This is a genomic window from Pasteurellaceae bacterium RH1A (genome assembly GCA_012221805.1).
In the GTDB taxonomy this organism is placed as follows: domain Bacteria; phylum Pseudomonadota; class Gammaproteobacteria; order Enterobacterales; family Pasteurellaceae; genus RH1A.
Map to the genome: position 1 here is coordinate 1,101,007 of CP015195.1, position 18,697 is coordinate 1,119,703.

General features: G+C 43.5%; 18 protein-coding genes and 1 pseudogene. 5 read left to right on the forward strand and 14 right to left on the reverse strand.

All coding sequences use genetic code 11. The annotated features are described in order from the left end of the window. Nucleotides 1–35: 35 nt before the first annotated feature. From A4G20_05155 to A4G20_05215, 13 genes are all read right to left on the reverse strand, one after another. Entirely contained in the window at nt 36–2,375 is a 2,340-nt protein-coding gene (locus A4G20_05155) for an LPS assembly protein LptD (protein ID QIW15760.1), read from the reverse strand. 8 nt (nt 2,376–2,383) lie between these two features. Beyond that, nucleotides 2,384–3,751 (reverse strand): oxygen-independent coproporphyrinogen III oxidase, encoded by a 1,368-nt coding sequence (locus A4G20_05160; GenBank protein QIW15761.1) that lies wholly within the window; start codon nt 3,749–3,751, stop codon nt 2,384–2,386. Beyond that, a complete protein-coding gene (locus A4G20_05165; GenBank protein QIW15762.1) occupies nt 3,751–4,206 on the reverse strand; it encodes a coproporphyrinogen III oxidase in 456 nt (151 codons plus the stop codon). Before A4G20_05165 ends, A4G20_05160 begins: the two co-directional genes overlap by 1 nt. Nucleotides 4,207–4,315: 109 nt before the next feature. Continuing rightward, a complete protein-coding gene (locus A4G20_05170) occupies nt 4,316–4,894 on the reverse strand; it encodes a GTPase-activating protein (GenBank protein QIW15763.1) in 579 nt (192 codons plus the stop codon). Nucleotides 4,895–5,261: 367 nt separating this feature from the next. Continuing rightward, a complete protein-coding gene (locus tag A4G20_05175; protein QIW15764.1) occupies nt 5,262–5,753 on the reverse strand; it encodes a DNA polymerase III subunit epsilon in 492 nt (163 codons plus the stop codon). Between the two features lie 96 nt (nt 5,754–5,849). After that, complete coding sequence (locus A4G20_05180) at nt 5,850–6,314, reverse strand: hypothetical protein (GenBank protein ID QIW16856.1); 465 nt, start codon at nt 6,312–6,314, stop codon at nt 5,850–5,852. 323 nt (nt 6,315–6,637) lie between these two features. Then, nucleotides 6,638–6,997 carry a hypothetical protein gene (locus A4G20_05185; GenBank protein QIW15765.1) on the reverse strand — a complete coding sequence of 120 codons (360 nt, stop codon included), beginning with the start codon at nt 6,995–6,997 and terminating at the stop codon, nt 6,638–6,640. Between the two features lie 11 nt (nt 6,998–7,008). Then, nucleotides 7,009–7,320, reverse strand: a complete 312-nt coding sequence (locus A4G20_05190) for a hypothetical protein (GenBank protein ID QIW15766.1) — start codon at nt 7,318–7,320, stop codon at nt 7,009–7,011. Continuing rightward, complete coding sequence (locus A4G20_05195; protein ID QIW15767.1) at nt 7,305–7,487, reverse strand: hypothetical protein; 183 nt, start codon at nt 7,485–7,487, stop codon at nt 7,305–7,307. The genes A4G20_05190 and A4G20_05195 overlap by 16 nt, the downstream gene beginning before the upstream one ends. 68 nt (nt 7,488–7,555) lie before the next feature. After that, nucleotides 7,556–8,902 carry a hypothetical protein gene (locus tag A4G20_05200; protein ID QIW15768.1) on the reverse strand — a complete coding sequence of 449 codons (1,347 nt, stop codon included), beginning with the start codon at nt 8,900–8,902 and terminating at the stop codon, nt 7,556–7,558. Nucleotides 8,903–8,978: 76 nt separating this feature from the next. Next, nucleotides 8,979–9,578, reverse strand: a complete 600-nt coding sequence (locus A4G20_05205) for a hypothetical protein (protein QIW15769.1) — start codon at nt 9,576–9,578, stop codon at nt 8,979–8,981. An 87-nt stretch (nt 9,579–9,665) separates the two neighbouring features. Next, nucleotides 9,666–10,325, reverse strand: a complete 660-nt coding sequence (locus A4G20_05210; GenBank protein ID QIW15770.1) for a hypothetical protein — start codon at nt 10,323–10,325, stop codon at nt 9,666–9,668. A 17-nt stretch (nt 10,326–10,342) separates the two neighbouring features. Continuing rightward, on the reverse strand, nt 10,343–11,557 hold the full coding sequence (locus A4G20_05215) for a hypothetical protein (protein ID QIW15771.1): 1,215 nt from the start codon (nt 11,555–11,557) through the stop codon (nt 10,343–10,345). A 915-nt stretch (nt 11,558–12,472) separates the two neighbouring features. On the opposite strand from A4G20_05215, the gene A4G20_05220 reads away from it, so the two are divergent. From A4G20_05220 to A4G20_05240, 5 genes and pseudogenes are all read left to right on the forward strand, one after another. Then, complete coding sequence (locus A4G20_05220) at nt 12,473–12,790, forward strand: transcriptional regulator (protein ID QIW15772.1); 318 nt, start codon at nt 12,473–12,475, stop codon at nt 12,788–12,790. 145 nt (nt 12,791–12,935) lie between these two features. Further along, the gene (locus A4G20_05225) at nt 12,936–14,147 is read left to right on the forward strand and encodes an NADH oxidase (GenBank protein QIW15773.1); all 1,212 of its coding nucleotides are present in this window, start codon (nt 12,936–12,938) and stop codon (nt 14,145–14,147) included. A gap of 108 nt (nt 14,148–14,255) precedes the next feature. Beyond that, nucleotides 14,256–15,110 carry an MBL fold metallo-hydrolase gene (locus tag A4G20_05230; GenBank protein QIW15774.1) on the forward strand — a complete coding sequence of 285 codons (855 nt, stop codon included), beginning with the start codon at nt 14,256–14,258 and terminating at the stop codon, nt 15,108–15,110. A gap of 112 nt (nt 15,111–15,222) precedes the next feature. Then, entirely contained in the window at nt 15,223–15,804 is a 582-nt protein-coding gene (locus A4G20_05235; protein ID QIW16857.1) for a hypothetical protein, read from the forward strand. Nucleotides 15,805–15,907: 103 nt separating this feature from the next. After that, nucleotides 15,908–16,911 (forward strand): annotated as a pseudogene (locus A4G20_05240) (cell filamentation protein Fic). A gap of 114 nt (nt 16,912–17,025) precedes the next feature. On the opposite strand, the gene A4G20_05245 reads toward A4G20_05240, so the two are convergent. Then, nucleotides 17,026–18,642 (reverse strand): phosphoenolpyruvate carboxykinase (ATP), encoded by a 1,617-nt coding sequence (locus A4G20_05245; GenBank protein QIW15775.1) that lies wholly within the window; start codon nt 18,640–18,642, stop codon nt 17,026–17,028. Nucleotides 18,643–18,697 lie beyond the last annotated feature (55 nt).

Consider the following 18,697-nt stretch of genomic DNA (forward strand, 5'->3'; position numbering starts at 1 on the left):
CAGATTTTTTGCAAATTCCAACCGCTTGTGGAGGGTTAGTTGATATTAAAGGCCTCGGTATAAGGGATCATACCGCGTTTTAACATTCTCGGTACGCCCGAACCATAGGAGCCGCCGAAGCGTAGTTCAAAGTTGATGCCAAAACGATTGTCATAGTAGAAATCGTTTTTGCCATCAGGCTTGCCCTCTGGGGTCGAGGTCAGGCGGCGGGCAGTGTAGAGGGTGGCCGACCAGCAGCAGGTATTATAGGTTACACCCAACTGGCTTTCCACCGGCTTTTTCAGGGCCAGGTCGTGGTAGTGGCTGACCATAACTGAAACCTTGTCGGTCACTTCCCAGCCCAGCACGCCACCCAGTTGCTTGATATCCTGGTTATAGCGGTTGCCGCCGGCTTGGAGGTTTTGGTCGATATATTCCTCGCTGGCAAAGCGGTAGCTCAACTGAATTAGCTTGTCCTTGCTTGGCTTGTATTGCAGGGTGCTGTTGGCAATTGAGGTTTGATTGAGACGGGTGTCATACTGGTAGCTGCCCCGCCAGTTCCATTTAGGGTGGAATTTCCAGTTGGACTCCAAGGCCCAGGAGGAGGAACGCTTGGCGTTGGCATTGGTAGTCGTGTCATCAATCCGAGACTGGGTTAAGAAGTAGATCTGGCCGGCACTGAGGTTGAAGCGTTCTTCGCCCGTGGTATCATCAAAGAAGCGGGTGGTGCCGCCCAGGGTGATGCGGTTGGCCGATTCAATACGGTCGAGGCCGCTGAAGGCTCGGTCACTAAAGAGGGAGAAGAAGTCCTGCTGGCGTAGGGCAGAGTCGTAGCCCAGGCCTAGGTTGGTCTGGCGGCTGGAGCCGATGTCGGCCTGATTGCGGTAAGGCCGATAAACATACTGCACACGGGGTTCAATGATCTGGTTGTAGCCACTCACGAACTGTCTGTCATTGGTCAGGGTGGTTTTGAAGTCCAATTTGACTTGTGGAATCACACGGCTAACGCTGGATTTGACCTGCTCGGCATTGGTGCCTGAGCCTGATTCTTGGCGGTAGTGGGTGGCGTAGAGCTTGGTTTCCAGGTTCAAGCTGCCGTAGCGGTTGGCCAGCGGAAAGTTGAGGCTGGGTTCAGCGTGGAAACGCCAGGCCTTGGGCATGAGCGAGCTGTCATTCTCAAAGCGGGCCACTTGGGAATAAAAACGGAAGTTGCCATTACCAATCAGATCGTTTTTGTAGTAGTTAAAATCAATCTGCGGAAGCACCCGATAAGGCCCGATGGACACATTGTCAAAGACCTGGAACTTCTTGCCCGAAATGGCGATATTGTAGTTAGGCTGGTAGTAGCCTAGCTTGAAACTTTGGGTGGCATAGCCGTCAGTGCTGGAACCGTAGCTGGAGTCAAAGTCGGAGAAGTAGCGGCGATCACTTACCCGAGTGTAGTCCACATTCAAACGCCAGTCGCTCAAGAAGCTGACATTGTGGCGCCAGTGGAGGAGGTAGCGGGCTTGGTCACGGTTGGTCCAATCCCGCATACGGTCTTTTTTCATATATTCGGCGGCCATCAAACCCTGGCCAATGCCGGTTAAATAGCGAAACTCGGGGCTAATCTGCCAGCCACGACGAGTGTAGTAGGTTGGGGTGAAGGTGGCGTCCATATTGGGGGCAATGTTCCAGTAGAAGGGCTGGGAATAGTAGAAGCCATTTTTGCTGGAACGTCCAATTTCAGATGGCAGCAATAAGCCCGTGCGGCGGCGATCGCCAATCGGGTATTGGAGGTAAGGGGTATAAAGCACCGGCACGCCCAGCACACGGAATTTGGCGTGCCAGAGTTCGGCATATTCTTCCTTAACGTGCTGCACCATTTCCTTGGCCTCAAGCGACCAGGCATTATCGCCCGGCAGGCAGGCGGTGTAAGTGGCGTTTTTCAAAACCCGGGTATCGCCCGCTAAGGCCACATCACCCGCAGTGCCTCGCCCTTGGCGGCCGACAAATTGATACTCGGCATTGCCTAAATTGGCCTCATTAGTCAGCAGGTTCATGGAGGCATCTTGGCCGGTTACATTGATAAGGTTATCCCGATAGTCAAACTTGCCCTGCAAAAAGGCCTGGCGGTGGGCATCGCCCTCTTGTTCCACCCGCACTTGGTCAGCAATAACCGAGCGGTTGCCTTGTTTCACGCTGACATTGCCTGTGTAAGTGGCATCACGGGGCTGGTTGATAAGGGCAGAATCGGCCTCAATATAAACAGGCATTTGGGTTTGATCGTCCTGCACGAGCTCGCCAGTAAAGTGAGGCACGCCCAGTAAACATTGAGCCTTAAGATCAGCGGCAGCATATTGGCTGTAGCAGGCAGTCGCAACCGCAACTGCCAATAAACTATAAGAATTTTTCATAAGCACCTCTAAATAATGCGAGAGAACTGTTGGCGGCGGGCCTGTTGTCTGGAATAAATATCAAAGCAGAGGCAGATATTGCGAATCAGCAATCTTCCCCGTGGGGAAACCTGAATGCCCGTCTCGCCAATCTCCAACAAACCATCCTTAGCAAGCGGTTCCAAAAGGGCCAAATCTTCCACAAAATAGTCTTTGAAGCTGATGCCGTATTGGGCCTCAAGCGGGGCATAATCCAGCTTAAAGTTGCAAATGAGCGCCTTGATCACATCCCGGCGTAGGCAGTCGTCACGGGTCATGGTCAGCCCTTTGTGCAGGGCAATGCCCCGCATTTCGACTTCGGCATAATACTGTTTTAACTCTTTATGATTTTGGGCATAACTGTCGCCTAAAAGACTGATGGCGGATACCCCCATTCCTAAGAGATCGGCATCTTCTTGGGTGGTGTAGCCCTGGAAGTTACGGTGCAAAATGCCTTGTGCTTGGGCAATGGCCAGCTCATCATCTGGTTTGGCAAAGTGATCCATGCCGATAAACTTATAGCCATTTTGGCCTAAAAATTCGATGGTTTGTTGCAGGATGGTCAGCTTGGTTTCAGGGGCCGGCAGCATTTCATCCTTAATCTTGATTTGGGCAGCGAAGCGGCTTGGCAGGTGGGCATAGTTAAACACGCTCATGCGGTCTGGGTTGAGTTCTACCACCTTTTCCAATGTAAACATAAAACTCTCAACCGTCTGTTTTGGTAAACCGTAGATCAAATCGATATTGGTGGAGGTAAAGCCCAGTTCCCGTGCTCGTTTCATGAGGGCAAAGATAAAGTCCTCGTCTTGTTCACGATTAACTAATTGTTGCACTTCCTTGTTGAAGTCCTGAATGCCCATGCTGATACGGTTGAAGCCGATTTCCCGCAGGTGATCTAGCATATCCAGCTCAATTTCACGTGGATCCATTTCGATACTGATTTCAGCATCATCCGCCACATTGAAGTGCTTACGCAGCATGGCCATGAGACGCAGGGACTGATCCTCATCCAAGTAGGTCGGCGTGCCACCACCCCAGTGGATCTGGGTCACGGTGCGGTTTTTAAAGAGTTGGGAACGGTACTTGATCTCTTTTTCTAGGTAGTCCAAATAGATGTCCACCTTGTGCTGGTGGCGGGTGATTATTTTGTTACAGGCACAGAAATAGCAGAGCTTGTGGCAGAAGGGGATATGCACATAGAGCGAGAGCGGCTTGTTAGGGTAGCGGGCCGCCGCTGCACGGAAATCGTCATCGTTATAGCTGTCGTTAAACTCCAGGGCCGTTGGGTAGGAGGTATAACGGGGGCCAGACTGGTTATATTTTTGAATAAGGTTTAAGTCCCAAATAATTTCAGACATTAGATATCCTTCTTAAACTGTTCAATATCGTTTAATAATTGCGGTAATTCTTTTTTGATGGCTTCTTGGTGCTCAGCTTCTGCGGCTTCACGTTCTAAATCCAGCTTCATCCGCTGGTTGCGGGCCAGGTTCTTGCGTTCGTCCAAAATTGGGTGATCGGCCACCACTTCATAAAGGGCGAACATAGCAGGGTAGGTGGCCAGCTTGAGCCCTAAAACATCAAGCAGGGCCTTGAGCCGCAAGACACCTTCAGAAAAATCACACTGCTCACTTTGCATGGCACGGGCGATGACCTCAATGCTATCGATAATCTTCAAAAAGCGGGCCTTTTGGGCCTGTTCAATGGCGGCTTGGTTAAGCCTTTTCTGCTTGGCTAACTTCAAGAGGAGGTAAACCACATAGCCTGCCAGAGAAAGAATAATCAGCAGGGCTAGGATAATAAGGAAGAATTTCATGTTGTTTCTCTAGCTGGATAGCGCCAGCGTCCTCGCTGGTGCTGATAATGCTTTATATATAAGGCACAAGCGTGGACGCTTGCGCCATCTCTAGATAATTGCTGTCGGACTATCTAAACTGATTAATATCCACCGTCTCAAACTGTTTCAAGAGGGCATCTTCGCTCTCTTCTTCGTCCTCAATACCCAGCAAGTCCATAAGCTCATCAATACGGTCTAGGCTCTCATCTAAGAACTTCTGATCCTCGGCAGAGAGTTTTTTGCCGTTTTCCATATCATCCAAGAGCTGGTGTAAGCATTCATTGTTCTCTAATTGGGCTAATTCCTGCTCCAAATCGGCTTGCGTAGGGGCTTTGGGCTCCACAGGCACAGGCTGGATAAACTTGCCCTTTTCAGGCTGATTGATAAATTCCACCACCAGCGGCACTTTTTTGCGGCTGCCAATGCGAGGGTCTTTCACCTCTTTGGCCTGTGTTTTTTTCTGCTCAACCGCATCTAAATGGCGGGTGCCAGAGGGTAAGCCCTTGTGTTTACGTTTCTTCTTGGCTTCACGGGCTTGTTGGTCTAATTCATAGCGGGTTGGCTTGCGGTTTTTGCCATAGCTGACTTTTTGTCCAGGCTTAGGGCTGTCGCTCTTGCGGGCGGGCATAATGTCGGTAATCCGACGGCTTTTCTTTTGACGGCTCATAATAGGTCTAATTTATCCAAAAATCTTAAAGGCGGATTGTACCATACTCAAGCCAGTGGCGGTAGAGAATAAAAGCGGGTGGAAAAGGGCGGAAAGTTGCAAATGGCCCTGCTTTAACTACAGGTAAACATAAGGTAAAAATCCCGCCCTGAAACTCCCTATTCAGTCTTTTACGATCGGGATTGCAAAAAAGTAAGGTGCAAATTTTTAGAGAATTTGCACCGCTTGTTGCTCGATGGATAATCTGTTTCACCACATCGCCATCCATTCAATGGAATCATAGTTCCAATTTTTATGTTTTTATGGTGTGTTGGAACTGTACTTCCATTTTTTCAGCGTAATTTGTGGGACAGTGCCTCACAATTATTTAAAAAACCCGTAAAGCTATCGCCGCACAAGCTTGGGCATCCGCCAAAGCGTGGTGGTGATTGCTCAGGCCAAAGCCGATATGGCTTGCCACGGTCTTGAGTTGGTGGTTGGGCAAGTGAGGAAAGACCTTTTTTGCTTGCTGACGAGTGCAGTAAAAGCGGTTTTGGTGGAGTGGCAAATCATAAGCCGTCAGCACCGCCTTCAGGCAGCTTTCATCAAAGGTACTATTGTGGGCAACCAAGGGTAAATCGCCAATCAATGCCTGTATTTCCTGCCAGATGATTGGAAAGGGGGCAGCCAGGGCGGTATCATCTGGGGTGATGCCGTGAATTTCGGTGTTCTTCTCATTGTAAAAATTAGGCTCAGGTTGGATCAGGCGGTAATAATCGCTCACGATTTTCCCCTGCTCAACAAAGACCAAGCCCACACTGCACACGCTGGAGCGATTATGGTTGGCGGTTTCAAAATCAATAGCAACAAAAGTATTCATATTTATCCTATTAAAATGTAAAAGTGCGGTTACTGATAAAACTTATAGCCTAGTGTAAGTCAGTAGGCTATAAGTACGGCATACTTGAAGGAAAATTTATGATGCCTCGGTTTCTTTATTTTTCCCTTCATATCGAGGTTTATACTTATAGTGTAAACTTGCCTCGATGAGAGATAGTGCCAAATCACCTAATTCTGCATCAATGATAATTTCAATCCGATCACAATTATTTCTAATCCAATCACCGACATTTTCTTCATTAACGCCAAAAGTGCCATCGCTTAAAAGTGATTTCGCTAAATTACTCATTGCTGAATTTGGAAGATAGTGTTGTGATACAAATCTAGCATTGCTTTTAGCACCAACTTTTCCAATTTTTAAATAGTCATTCTGATATTTAAAAATATAAATTCCCATTTTATTTTCAGGTAAATTATTCGGTTTATGTGGTGCGCTAAGAATGTTAATTTGATAACAATCTTGAGGAATTTCTTCACCTATAATACAAGATACATCAGAAATTACTTTTCTTAATTCTTTTTCAAAAGAGCTTATTTTGATTTTGTCTGCATTTACTTCTTCATTAAGATAATTAACAAATCTACGCCCCATAGCCTGGGTGTTATCTGTATCTTTGTATTCAAGACCATTTTCTTTATAAAATTCACGTAATACACCTAGCGTATTGGAAACTTCAATACCTACGCTATCATTGTCATAAATTTTAAGATGATAATTACCATATTTGGCTTCTTTTTTAATATTCATAATACACTTCTGGGGTGTTGGCACACGAGTTTCAGTTGTCATTTCGGTTCTCCAGTAGGAATAGTATTTTATAAATACCACCTAAAATAATATTCAGGTGGCGTTTTTTATGTTTTTTAAATTTCAATTTTGCATCTTGGAATTAAAGACTTTAATTCATCTAACTTAGATTGATTTTCCTTAAAATAATGAGCTAATGGGGTATATTCTATTTGCAAATGCTCTAATTGTGGTAGGGCTTTTGCAAGTTTAAATAGTTTTTCTATTTCTTTCTCAATATTTTCATCACCCAACTTCACATTGCCAGAAAGTTCAAGGTGTAATAGGTGTGTAAATTTATCTAATCCATCTGGTATTTTTTTTAAGTCTAAACATAATAATCGTAACTTAGACAAGTAAGGCATATATGCAAACTGTTCAATGTGGTTAAGATTAAAAGAAGGGAATAGTGGCCCATTATTTTTTTCAGTAAGCATTTCTAACCTGCTTACCCCCAATTAATGTCTAACTCTTTTTCATTTATCAATTCTGTCTTTAATAAGGAATAAATATAGCCATTTCTATCATTATATAAATTACTATCATAGAAAACAGGAATAATACCCTTTTCATCTTCTCCGTAATGCTCTTCTAAATTATTATAGACAGTATGAAGTAACATAAATTTTGTTGCTGGTTCAAGACTTAACCACCAATCCCAATCAGGATCGTCGCTAGACTCTACTGCAGTTGATTTTTTTGCCTGTTTAGTGGCGTATTTTTCTGGGTCATTTACAAAATCAATTAAGTCATTCCCCATTTGGCGAGTGGTTGATTTCTTTTCATCATATTCCAAACCTTCTTTTTGAAAATTTCACTTAAAAAAGGTCTTACTCTACCTTCGGAAATTTTAATGTGCACCTTACCATCTTCATCAATCATAATATGATGATCTTTATTATAAATAGCTTCTTTTTTAATATTCATAAAACACCTCTGTGTTGTTGGTTGATATTATTGGCTTGCGATGTTATCGCAAGCCAAGGGAAATAATCTTAAAGCTCAATCTCGCAATTTGGCATTAAGGCTTGGAGTTTAGCTAATTCATCTTGATTGTCTTCAAAATGATAGGCTAATACTGTGCCTGAAAGATCTAATCTACGTAAATTTGGCAAGCCTTTTGCCATTGCAAAGATGTCTTCAATATTTTGTTCTTTATCATCTTCGCCTAAGCCTGAACGAGCAAAATTTAATACTTCTAAATTTGGTGATTTATCTAGTCCCCTTGGAACAACATATAAGCTGTCAGCTCTATAGAAACTAATTTCTTTTAAATTTGGAATATAAGCAAGCGGGGAAAAATCAAGAGAAAAATCCATATCGAGAAGGCTTTGTTGCTCAGACTCAAATGGCTCTGTCATATAAATGTTATCATCTGCAGCATCAGCATCGAGAATAAATTCACTAATAGTATACCAAGCTGCTCCATTTCTATCATTTTGAAGTTCTTCATTATAATAAACCTCAAGAATGCCATCTTCGTCATACTCATATTCTTCTTCTAACTGATCGTGATAAAGATAGAGCAAGCTAAATTTCCAATCCTGTGGTAAATTTACCCACCAATTCCAATCTTTTTCTGGTTTGCCAACTTCATCAATAAAGTGTGAAGCGAGTTCTTCTTCTGTCCAATCTTTTTCATAATCAATCCAATTGCTACGAAAATCATTCCACCAATCTAATAGTAAAGATAAAATGGCAATATTACTTTCAGGGATAACGTTAATTGAACCATCATCTAATTGTTCAATGCGGTATTTAATGGTTTCGCTCTCTTCACGAGAACCATAAAATAAAGCTGTTCTTTTCCCCTCTGAGCGAAGAACACTTTCAGGATCGTGCTGTTGAATAAAATCAATTAAGGCGGCTCCTAATTGTTTTTTATCCCAGCTTTTATCATAATTAAATTCTACTTGGTCATTTTCTTTATTATAAAAATTATTCGCTATTAAATATAATGGGATTAATTCATTTTTTGGAATAATGTTAACAGTGCCGTTTTCCAGCAATTCTACCGTGTATTGATGTTCTTCAAGATCGTTATCAATAGCTTCAATATGCGATGGAAAAGAGAGTGATTTTCTAACGGCGGCGTTGTTGGTTGAGTTTGCGTTAGACATACTTTTGGGGCTCTCCATAGTTGGGTTATTAACAAAATGAATTAATTGATTGCCCATTTCACGAGTGGTGGATTTCTTTTCATCATATTCCAGCCCTTCTTTCTCGAATACTTCACGTAAAAAAGGTCTGACTTTGCCTTCAGCAACTTTAATATGTACCTTGCCATCTTCATCAATCATAAGATGGTAATTTCCGTATTTGGTTTCTTTTTTAATATTCATAAAACATCTCTGTGTTGTTGGTTAATAATATTGGGTTGTGATATAGCCACAAGCCAAGTGGAACTGATGTTTATTCTTAGCCCAATTTATTTAATTGTTCTAAGCGTTTTTCTCTTTCGTATTTATCAATATATTGGATAACCTCATCAACAAATTCTTTTGCATTATCATTTTGAGCATACCAAATATTATTATTCCCGAAACCTCCAGTCTCTGTTCTCGCGTGAGGAATAAAAAATTCCCTATCTTTAACTGGCAATAAGGTGGCTTCTGTTGCCTTAATTCTATATTTATCAATACCATTTTTCTGATGCAATTGAGGAATGGGCTGAAACTGCTCCTTAGCGAATACTCTTGCGTGGCGATACCAACCAACAATCTTCATTTTTGAGCTTCCAGCTTCTTCATCTTTATCTGTTGCTACCCAGACGACAGTGACATCATCAACATATTTATTATCAATCCCACCACCTAACTTGGCTAGATTAAAAGCACCTGCATTCAATACTCGAACATACCCATAAAAACAACCATCCTCAGAATTACGTGCGAAGTTGCACACTTCGAACCCCGTGCCGTTTTCTTCTACATAAGAACCACCGCCTTCGATGGTATCTGTTTCGGTTTGGCCTTGATAATTTTTCATCCAGCCGATACGACAAAATAAAATAGTCATAAGCAATTCCTCTCTTTAAAAGTGAATAAACATTTTGGTATTACAAGGCTGGTTTGTTATTTAATAACAAACCAACTACTAATCAGGCTAACATTTAACTTCACAATTTGGATTAAGTGCCTTAAATTTTTCAAGAGCTACTTCATTTTCTTGAAAATAAGAGCGGAAAACAGAGTAACCCATCCATAAAATTTTAAGGTTAGGTAATTCCGCAAAAATACTTGATAGTATTTTAATGTTTTCTTCAATGTCCTCTTCACGACATTGAAAACTATCCAATGAAAGCTCTGATAAATTTTTTAATTTTGCTAAGCCTGTGGGTAAATTACTCTTAAGGTCAAAGCTACCTAATCCTAAATAACTTAAATTTGGTAGATAAGCTAATGACTCAATATCAATATCATCGAGAGAAAAACTTGATTTTTCCCCTAAGATCATCCCCATTCTCATGTAGTCAAATCTACATTGTAACGGACTAAAACGCTCTATTTTTAAGATGGCATCATTTAAAAATTTACGAATATATCCATTCTTATCATTGTACAAATCATTATTATGATAAACAGGGCAGATACCTTTAACATCTGTACCATACTCTTTTATTAAAGCGCCATAGTTTTCATCGTTGCTATCTTGGCATGTTATCATGAGTGAAAATTTTGTTTGGGGGCTAAGACTTAACCACCAATCCCAATCTGCCTCAGGGTTACGAGTAATGCTATTTGCTGACAAATTTTGTGTGCTCATAAAAACGTCCTTTCTTTTTAAATATATTTAACATTAGCTAAATTTCTTAATTCTCTGCGTACAATTAGATTACCATACAAATATACGCCCCAAGGTGATCGTGAAAGCTCTATGACATTTAACTTAGCTAGTGAATTTGCAATTTCAAATAAGGTTTTAATCCCCTCATCTAATTCTTCTTGTGTAATAGTATAGTTAAAATCGGTCTTACTTGATAAAGTTGATATTGTGATTTCGGTTAATCGCTCTAATTTATCCAATCCCTTTGGTATTTTTGTACAAGCTAATATATCAGCATTAATAAAAACGCTTTTCAGCTTTTTCAAAGTGGCCAATGGCGCTAAATCAATATTATTATTGAAAGGTACTTTCTCCATATATTCTTCATACGATATTGGATGCATAATGTTTAACTTTTTTAGTTCAAAAATATAATCTGTCGAAGCAAATTGACATAATCCATATACGTCATCAAGCCGTTTACTATTACGATAAATATCCAGCAATTCTTGCTTATCTTCATCAGAAGCATAACGCGCTAAATGTTCATGAACGTTATAGATTAATAAATATTTTAAATCAGTCGAAAGGCTAAGCCACCAATTCCAACTTGCTTTATTTTTCGATTTATTAAGTTGATCGATAAATTTCGCTCCTAGTTGTTCTGGCTTCCAGGTCTTATCACGCTTAAAACTCGCTTCATTTGACCTCTCATTCCAATGCTCAATACATAAGAGTAAGATTGCAAGGCTGTTTTCAGGGGTAACTTGCACTGAACCATCATTAAAGAGCTCAATGGTATGTTTAAAGGCATTATCTTCTTCATTGCGATAAATATAGACTGCACTTTTCTTCTCATCAGAAATATTGACATTATCAGGGTCGTATTTCTGAACAAAATCAATTAAGGCTGTCGCAAATTGGCTTTCAGTCCAATCATTTTCATATTTAATATGTTCATACCTACCTTCTTCATTCCTATAATAAGCATAAGCCGCCAATAATCGTAGAGCTTCTAATTGGCTATGAGGCGTAATGCGAATAGATTTATCGCTTAAGGCCTCAATGGTATGTTTAAAATATTCAACCGGTTGATTAACCGAGCTGTAAGCCGCTTGCCAAGGGAAAATAGCGGATTTTTTAACGGTAATTTCTTTGGTTTTTGCCACCATAGTCTCATCTCCATTAGGGTGAGGGATAAACAGATCAAATAACAAACCTAGGCTTGCCATCTCGTTTTCAGTGTTTCTATATAAGCGAAAAGTATAAAAAAACACCAATCAAGCAAACAAACATAAAAAAACCACCAAAAAACAGGGTTCTTTGGTGGTTTGGGGTAATCAGATACGAAAAAAACCAGCCAAATAACCAAAAGCTGCTCTACCTTGCCGCCCAAAAGGGCAGCAAGAGGACGAAACGAACTTTTATCTTGTAAATTGGCGGGTTTTTATACAGTTTAAATGGAACGTAAAAACACGAAAATTGCTCCAGCGTTTGCTTGTTTTTTAAGTATATATTGTTTTTTTTTTGCGCAATCAGGGGTGGGTTTAGATGATGTAAAAACATTCAATTAGTTTAGAGAAGTTTGCGTGAGATCAAATGAATAGGTAGGCTGCGACATAATTTGGTAAAATTTTGGGGTTGCCTACCGCTTGTCACTCAATGGGAAATCTATTTTCACCAGATAAATCACAGGCACACAGTCAATAAAATGGAACCATCGTTCCAATTCTTATGTTTTTATGATGTATTGGAACTGTACTTCCATTTCTTCCCAGCTTAATTTGTGAGACAGTGTCTCACGATTTTGAAGATCCAAATAAAACTTACCCACTAGGGAAGATGTTTCAAGTATAAAAAATAATCTCTTTGATACCTAGCACGGCAGAGCCGTACTAGGTTACGGATAGTTCAGCCCCTTTGGGGCTGTGAAGTTAAGAGCAACAAAGCTGCTCACCTATTAGCGGCCTGAGAACAGGACATAAAAAAGCAGTCAGATTTTGTTAATTTTTGCCAAAATCTGACCGCTTGCTACTGTTTATCGCTTAATCATAAAAATCAAACTAACAGGCAAGATTCCCCTTTACATTCTCTTTTTCTTCCCCCTATAATGTGTTTACATTTTTAAACTTATAAGCAAGTCTATTATGCCCCAGCAAACAATGCAACTGATGAAGGATTGTATTCCTGTCTTTACCGTCTTAAGCGATGAAAACCGCCATAAAATTCTGCGGCTCTTACTGGAAAACGGCAGAATGAACGTGAATGAGATTACCGATCACCTGCACCTTTCTCGCCCTGCGGTGTCGCATCATTTGAAGATTATGTTGCAAGCCGGCACGGTGGCGGTGGAGCAGGTAGGCAAGGAACGGTTTTATTCGCTGGCAATGGCTGAGCAGGTGGCGAAATTAAGGGAACTGGTTGCGCTCATGGCGGTTCATTGTCCAGAAACACAAGTGAATTAAGATATATGTAAGGACGCAGACATGCGTCGCAAACCTTATCAGAATGCATATATCGCTCGGACGCATGCAATGCGTCCCTACAAGACCCTATTTTTTTATCCGAATAAGTTTAAATTTTTAAACTATTAAACATAAGGAAAACACAATGCTATTTGATACCTTTACCTTTCAAAACGGCAAAACCGCCAAAAATCGTATTTTTAAATCGGCAATGGAAGAACAATTAGCCCAGGAAAGTCAGCCAACAGAAAAACTGGTTAAGCTCTACGACACTTGGGCCAAGGGTGGGGCTGGTGTGCTGGTTACTGGCAATGTGATGGTGGCGGAAAATGGCAAGGGATCGCTCAAAGATGTGGTGGTCTCAGACGATCGTAGCCTGCCAATGCTGAAAAAATGGGCGGCAGCGGGCAGGCAAAACGACACGCTTTTGATTATGCAGATCAACCACGCTGGCAAGCAGTCGCCAGCCGCGGTAAACAAAAGGCCCCTGGCCCCAAGTGCCGTGCCACTGGTGGGGATGGACGGCTTTATCAATCCGCCACGGGAGCTGGCCGCTGACGAAATTGAGCGCTTGATTGAGCAGTTTGTACAGACGGCGGTGATTGCTGAACAAGCGGGCTTTTCAGGCGTGCAAATCCACGCTGCCCACGGCTATCTCATTAGCCAATTTCTCTCGCCCCTCCACAACCGCCGTACCGACAAATGGGGCGGTTCGCTGGAAAATCGAATGCAGTTCTTGCTGGCAATCTATCAAGGTATTCGGGCCAAGGTGGGCAAGGATTTCTTGGTGGGCGTGAAACTCAACTCGGCCGACTTCCAAAAGGGCGGTTTTGACGAAGCAGAGTCGGTGCAGGTGGTGGCGAAACTCTCCCAATTAGGCATTGATTTTATTGAAATTTCAGGCGGCAACTACGAAAGCCCGCAAATGCTGGCAGAGAAATCCAGCACTCAAAAACGGGAAGCCTTCTTCCTAGATTACGCCGAAAAAGCCCGATCCGTCAGCCAAGTGCCGCTCATTATTACAGGCGGTTTTCGCTCGCAAGCGGCCATGGAAAATGCTTTAACCAGCGGTGCGGTGGACTTGGTCGGCGTGGCTCGCCCCTTCGCCCTTGTGCCTGATTTAGCCAACCAAATCCAGGCTGGCACTTATCAAACGCTGGAAACCAAGCGGATTAAAACGGGTTTTAGCCCTGTGGACAAGAAGGCCGGGGCAATGCTGGAAATGAACTGGTATATGAGCCAAATGGACTTAATCGGCCAGGGAAAATCACCCAACTTAAGGCTTTTGCCTTGGAAGGTCTTGTTCAAAACCCTGTGGGAAAATGGCAAAGCGGGTTTAAATACGGGGCGGAGCTAGGGCTTGCAAGCGGTCAAATTTTTCTTATTTTTTGCAAGAAATTATGCAAAAATGACCGCTTGTTGAATAGTCTTTAACATCAAAATGATATGCTAATCAAGGAACACTATGTCTGACATCAAAATCCACTGCCTAACCACGGGTTGGGTGCAAATTAAGGTTCATCACCAGCTAGCTCGTCTCTTTTTACGCCCCTTGCGTGTCCTGGACGTGCTGACCGATATGAAATGGTCGCCGAAATTGCCTATCGGCTGCTGGCTGATTGAACACCCTGAAGGCTTGATTATGGTCGATACAGGCGAATCCAGCCGAGCCAATGACAAGGGCTATCAACCTTGGTGGCATCCATTTATGCAGTTTTGCGAACGCCGTGGCGTGCTGCCTAGCCAAGAAGTGGGGGCGGTGTTAAAGGCTAAGGGCTTTGATCCGCTGGCAGTCAAAACCGTGGTGATGACCCATATGCACGGCGATCACGCAGGCGGGCTTGGCAATTTCCCTAACAGCCGTTTTGTGTTAAGCGAGCAGGAAAAACAGGCCATTGATGCCAGGAATGCGGCCTTTAATGGCTATTTAAAAATGCACTATCCTAGCTGGTTCAAGCCTGAAGCCATCAAGTTTGACGGCGGGGCTTTTGAGAATTTTGAGCACTGCCACAAGCTAACGGCTGACGGCAAAGTCTTGCTCATTCCAACGCCAGGCCATACGCTGGGGCATTTGTCGGTGGTGGTGGATCAGGGCGATCATTATGTGCTGATTGCAGGCGATGCGTCCTATGCGGAAGACTATCTGCTCAAGGGCGAAGTGGACGGGGTATGTATAGATGAAAAACTGCATGAGCAATCCACCGCCCAACTGCGTGAACTCTGTCGCCGCAAGCCCACCATTACCCAGTTTGCTCACGATAGCGAGAGCGAAACACGTTTGTTGGCCAAAACCTTCACTGTGCCTGAAAGCGTTTTTTAAAGCGCTAGCCTTTTGCCAACATTTTGCAAAATCTTCCCCAAATTCAACCGCATGTTATGCCTTAATGCCCTATAATAGGGCATTTTTCATTTCCTGATCTTGGAGAATTATGATGCAACAAACCTATTGGATTGAGCCTTGCAGTGGACTGGGCTTGGCGGTGAAGGCGGGGCAGTTTATCAGTGTGATCAATGTTGAAGGTGGCCAAGTCGCAGACTTTTTTGCCGAGTGTCTGGACGAGCCAACCGAATTTTTATCGGCGGCAGTTACCCTTGATAGCAACGAATCTCTTAGGCTTAATCTGAATGATCTGATCTACACCAACCGCTATCGCCCAATGTTTAAGCTGATTGAAGACGATGTGGGCAAGCACGATTTGCTCTTTCCCTGCTGCCGCCCTGAAACCTATGACTTCTTCTATCAAAATGGTCAAGGCCACCCCAACTGCTTTGATAACATCAACCAAGCCTTGGGCAGTCAGCGATCACTGATTCAGCCCATCAATCTCTTTATGCACACTCAAGTGGACGAGCAGGGCAAGATCCACATTCACCCATCGCCAGCCAAGGCAGGGGATCGGGTCATCCTGCAAGCCTTGATGGATGCTCGTATTGGCATTGCGGCTTGTAGTGTGTCGGAAGGCGTTTGTAATAATGGCAGGTGTACCGCCATTCAGGTGGTGGTGAGCGGGTAGGATTTTTTGCGATTCGATCGAAAAATGACTAATTTAGGCTTGCAAGGCTGAATTTTTGCCTTATACTTAACTGTAAGTTTTACCAGTATCAAGACAGAAAAGCATGACCAAAACCGAGCTTATCCGCTCATCAGTAGCGGAGTATTTAACCTTTATCACTGCCACGGGCGAGAACCAAATCAACGCCGTTTATGCCGATGAAAATGTCTGGCTAAGTCAGAAAATGATGGGGATGTTGTATGATATTGAATCGCACACCGTTACCTATCATTTAAAAAAAATCTTTCAGACAATGAGTTAGCGGAAGATTCAGTTACTCGAAAATTTCGAGTAACTGCCGACGACGGCAAAAACTATAACATCAAGCACTACAATCTTTCCGCCATTATTGCCGTGGGTTACAAGGTCAATTCTGAGCGAGCGGTGCAGTTTCGCAAGTGGGCGACGGAGATTATCCAAACCTACACCATCAAGGGCTTTGCGATGGATGATGAGCGGCTCAAAAATGACGGCACGATTTTGGGCAAGAAATACTTTGAAGAACAACTGGCCCGCATTCGGGAAATCCGCTTGTCGGAACGCAAGTTCTACCAAAAAATCACCGATATTTACGCCACATCGGTGGACTACGACCGCACCGCCAGCACCACCAAACGCTTTTTCGCTACTGTGCAGAACAAGCTCCACTGGGCTATCCACGGGCATACCGCCCCTGAGCTGATTGTCGAACGAGCCAACGCCAGCCAGCCCAATATGGGGCTGACCAGTTGGAAGGACGCACCGCAGGGCAAAATTCATTCCTTTGATGTCGTGGTCGCCAAAAATTACCTGACCGACAGTGAGCTTGCCCAACTGCAACGGCTGGTGTCTGCCTATTTGGATATGGCAGAAGATATGGCGCAACGCCAAATCCCGATGACAATGCAGGACTGGGAAAATCGGCTCAATCGCTTTTTAGATGCCACCGACCGAGCCATTTTGCGAGATGCAGGCAAGGTCAGTACCGAAATTGCCAAAGCTCACGCACTTAGTGAATTTGAGAAATATCGAGTGATTCAAGACCGAGAATTTGAAAGCGATTTCGACCGAATGCTACGGGGAGAATAGAATAAATATAAGCACAAAAAAACCGCCCATCTAGGCGGTTTTCTTACAAGCGGTCATCTTTGGCAAGATTTTTGCAAATTTCTGGCCTTTTTAAACCGCTTGTTGAAGGCTTACTTAGGCTTTTGGGCCTGCTGCCACTAAAGCTTTACCTTCATCGTTGGTGGCGTATTTGGTGAAGTTTTTCACGAAACGGCCTGCCAAGTCTTCGGCTTTTGCCTGCCATTGGGCTTGGTCTGCGTAAGTATCACGTGGATCTAAGATGGCTGGGTCAACGCCTGGTAGGGCAGTTGGCACTTGTAAATCGAAGATTGGAAGCTGTTTGGTTTCCGCTTTTTCGATTGAACCGTCTAAAATGGCATCGATAATACCACGGGTATCTTTAATGGAGATACGTTTGCCTGTGCCGTTCCAACCTGTGTTCACGAGGTAGGCTTCTGCACCAGAGGCCTGCATACGTTTCACTAATACTTCAGCGTATTGAGTTGGGTGGAGCGATAAGAAGGCTGCACCGAAACAAGCTGAGAAGGTTGGAGTTGGTTCGGTAATACCACGTTCTGTACCGGCAAGTTTTGCTGTGAAACCAGATAAGAAGTAGTATTTGGTTTGCTCTGGGGTCAATTTAGATACAGGTGGCAACACGCCGAAGGCATCTGCGGTTAAGAAGATGACCTTGGTTGCGTGGCCTGCTTTAGACACAGGGGCAACGATGTTGTCAATGTGGTAAATTGGGTAAGATACACGGGTATTTTCTGTTTTTGAACCGTCTGCGAAGTCGATTGAGCCATCTTCACGCACTGCCACGTTTTCGAGTAGGGCATCACGGCGGATTGCACGGTAGATGTCTGGTTCATTTTCTTCAGAAAGGTTGATGGTTTTGGCATAGCAACCGCCTTCGTAGTTGAACACACCATCATCGTCCCAACCGTGTTCATCGTCACCGATTAATTGACGTTTAGGATCGGTTGAAAGGGTGGTTTTACCTGTGCCTGATAGGCCGAAGAATACCGCAACATCACCATCTTTGCCCACGTTGGCAGAGCAGTGCATTGATGCAATGCCTTTAAGTGGTAACCAGTAGTTCATGAGAGAGAAGAGACCTTTCTTCATCTCACCGCCGTACCAAGTACCACCGATTAATTGGATACCTTCGGTAATGTTGAAAGCAACGAAGTTTTCAGAATTTAAGCCCTGTTCTTTCCAGTTCGGGTTGGTCACTTTAGAACCGTTCATCACCACGAAATCAGGTTTGAAGGTGGCCAGTTCTTCTTCAGATGGGCGAACGAACATATTTTTTACGAAGTGAGCCTGCCATGCAACTTCTGTTACGATACGCACGGCCACACGGCTGTCTTTGTTGGCGCCACAGAAGGCATCAATAACAAATAAACGTTTGTTGGAAAGTTGGTGGGTAACAAGCTCTTTAAGGCTGCGCCAAGTTTCTTGGGTCATCGGCTTGTTGTCGTTTTTCACGGCTTCAGAGGTCCACCATACGGTGTCTTTGGTGTTTTCATCAAGTACGATGAATTTGTCTTTTGGTGAACGGCCAGTGAAAATGCCGGTATCAACTGCCACAGCGCCTGAAGTGGTTACACGGCCTTTTTCATAGCCTTCCAAACCAGGTTTGGTTTCTTCTTCAAAGAGTTGTTCATAGCTTGGGTTGTAAACAATTTCTTTGACGTTAGTAATACCAAGGGTTTCTAATTCGCTGATAACACGTTGTTGGTTTGACATAATAAGTACCTCTTATTGGTTAAAATTAAAAACTGGTGCTATTGTAAAACTTTTT

What these genes read in the sequence shown, in the direction of transcription:
- A4G20_05155 (QIW15760.1), bottom strand. Translation starts at nt 2,375, where the DNA reads ATGAAAAATTCTTATAGTTTATTGGCAGTTGCGGTTGCGACTGCCTGC.
- A4G20_05160 (QIW15761.1), bottom strand. Translation starts at nt 3,751, where the DNA reads ATGTCTGAAATTATTTGGGACTTAAACCTTATTCAAAAATATAACCAG.
- A4G20_05165 (QIW15762.1), bottom strand. Translation starts at nt 4,206, where the DNA reads ATGAAATTCTTCCTTATTATCCTAGCCCTGCTGATTATTCTTTCTCTG.
- A4G20_05170 (QIW15763.1), bottom strand. Translation starts at nt 4,894, where the DNA reads ATGAGCCGTCAAAAGAAAAGCCGTCGGATTACCGACATTATGCCCGCC.
- A4G20_05175 (QIW15764.1), bottom strand. Translation starts at nt 5,753, where the DNA reads ATGAATACTTTTGTTGCTATTGATTTTGAAACCGCCAACCATAATCGC.
- A4G20_05185 (QIW15765.1), bottom strand. Translation starts at nt 6,997, where the DNA reads ATGCTTACTGAAAAAAATAATGGGCCACTATTCCCTTCTTTTAATCTT.
- A4G20_05190 (QIW15766.1), bottom strand. Translation starts at nt 7,320, where the DNA reads ATGGGGAATGACTTAATTGATTTTGTAAATGACCCAGAAAAATACGCC.
- A4G20_05195 (QIW15767.1), bottom strand. Translation starts at nt 7,487, where the DNA reads ATGAATATTAAAAAAGAAGCTATTTATAATAAAGATCATCATATTATG.
- A4G20_05200 (QIW15768.1), bottom strand. Translation starts at nt 8,902, where the DNA reads ATGAATATTAAAAAAGAAACCAAATACGGAAATTACCATCTTATGATT.
- A4G20_05205 (QIW15769.1), bottom strand. Translation starts at nt 9,578, where the DNA reads ATGACTATTTTATTTTGTCGTATCGGCTGGATGAAAAATTATCAAGGC.
- A4G20_05210 (QIW15770.1), bottom strand. Translation starts at nt 10,325, where the DNA reads ATGAGCACACAAAATTTGTCAGCAAATAGCATTACTCGTAACCCTGAG.
- A4G20_05215 (QIW15771.1), bottom strand. Translation starts at nt 11,557, where the DNA reads ATGGCAAGCCTAGGTTTGTTATTTGATCTGTTTATCCCTCACCCTAAT.
- A4G20_05220 (QIW15772.1), top strand. Translation starts at nt 12,473, where the DNA reads ATGCCCCAGCAAACAATGCAACTGATGAAGGATTGTATTCCTGTCTTT.
- A4G20_05225 (QIW15773.1), top strand. Translation starts at nt 12,936, where the DNA reads ATGCTATTTGATACCTTTACCTTTCAAAACGGCAAAACCGCCAAAAAT.
- A4G20_05230 (QIW15774.1), top strand. Translation starts at nt 14,256, where the DNA reads ATGTCTGACATCAAAATCCACTGCCTAACCACGGGTTGGGTGCAAATT.
- A4G20_05235 (QIW16857.1), top strand. Translation starts at nt 15,223, where the DNA reads ATGCAACAAACCTATTGGATTGAGCCTTGCAGTGGACTGGGCTTGGCG.
- A4G20_05245 (QIW15775.1), bottom strand. Translation starts at nt 18,642, where the DNA reads ATGTCAAACCAACAACGTGTTATCAGCGAATTAGAAACCCTTGGTATT.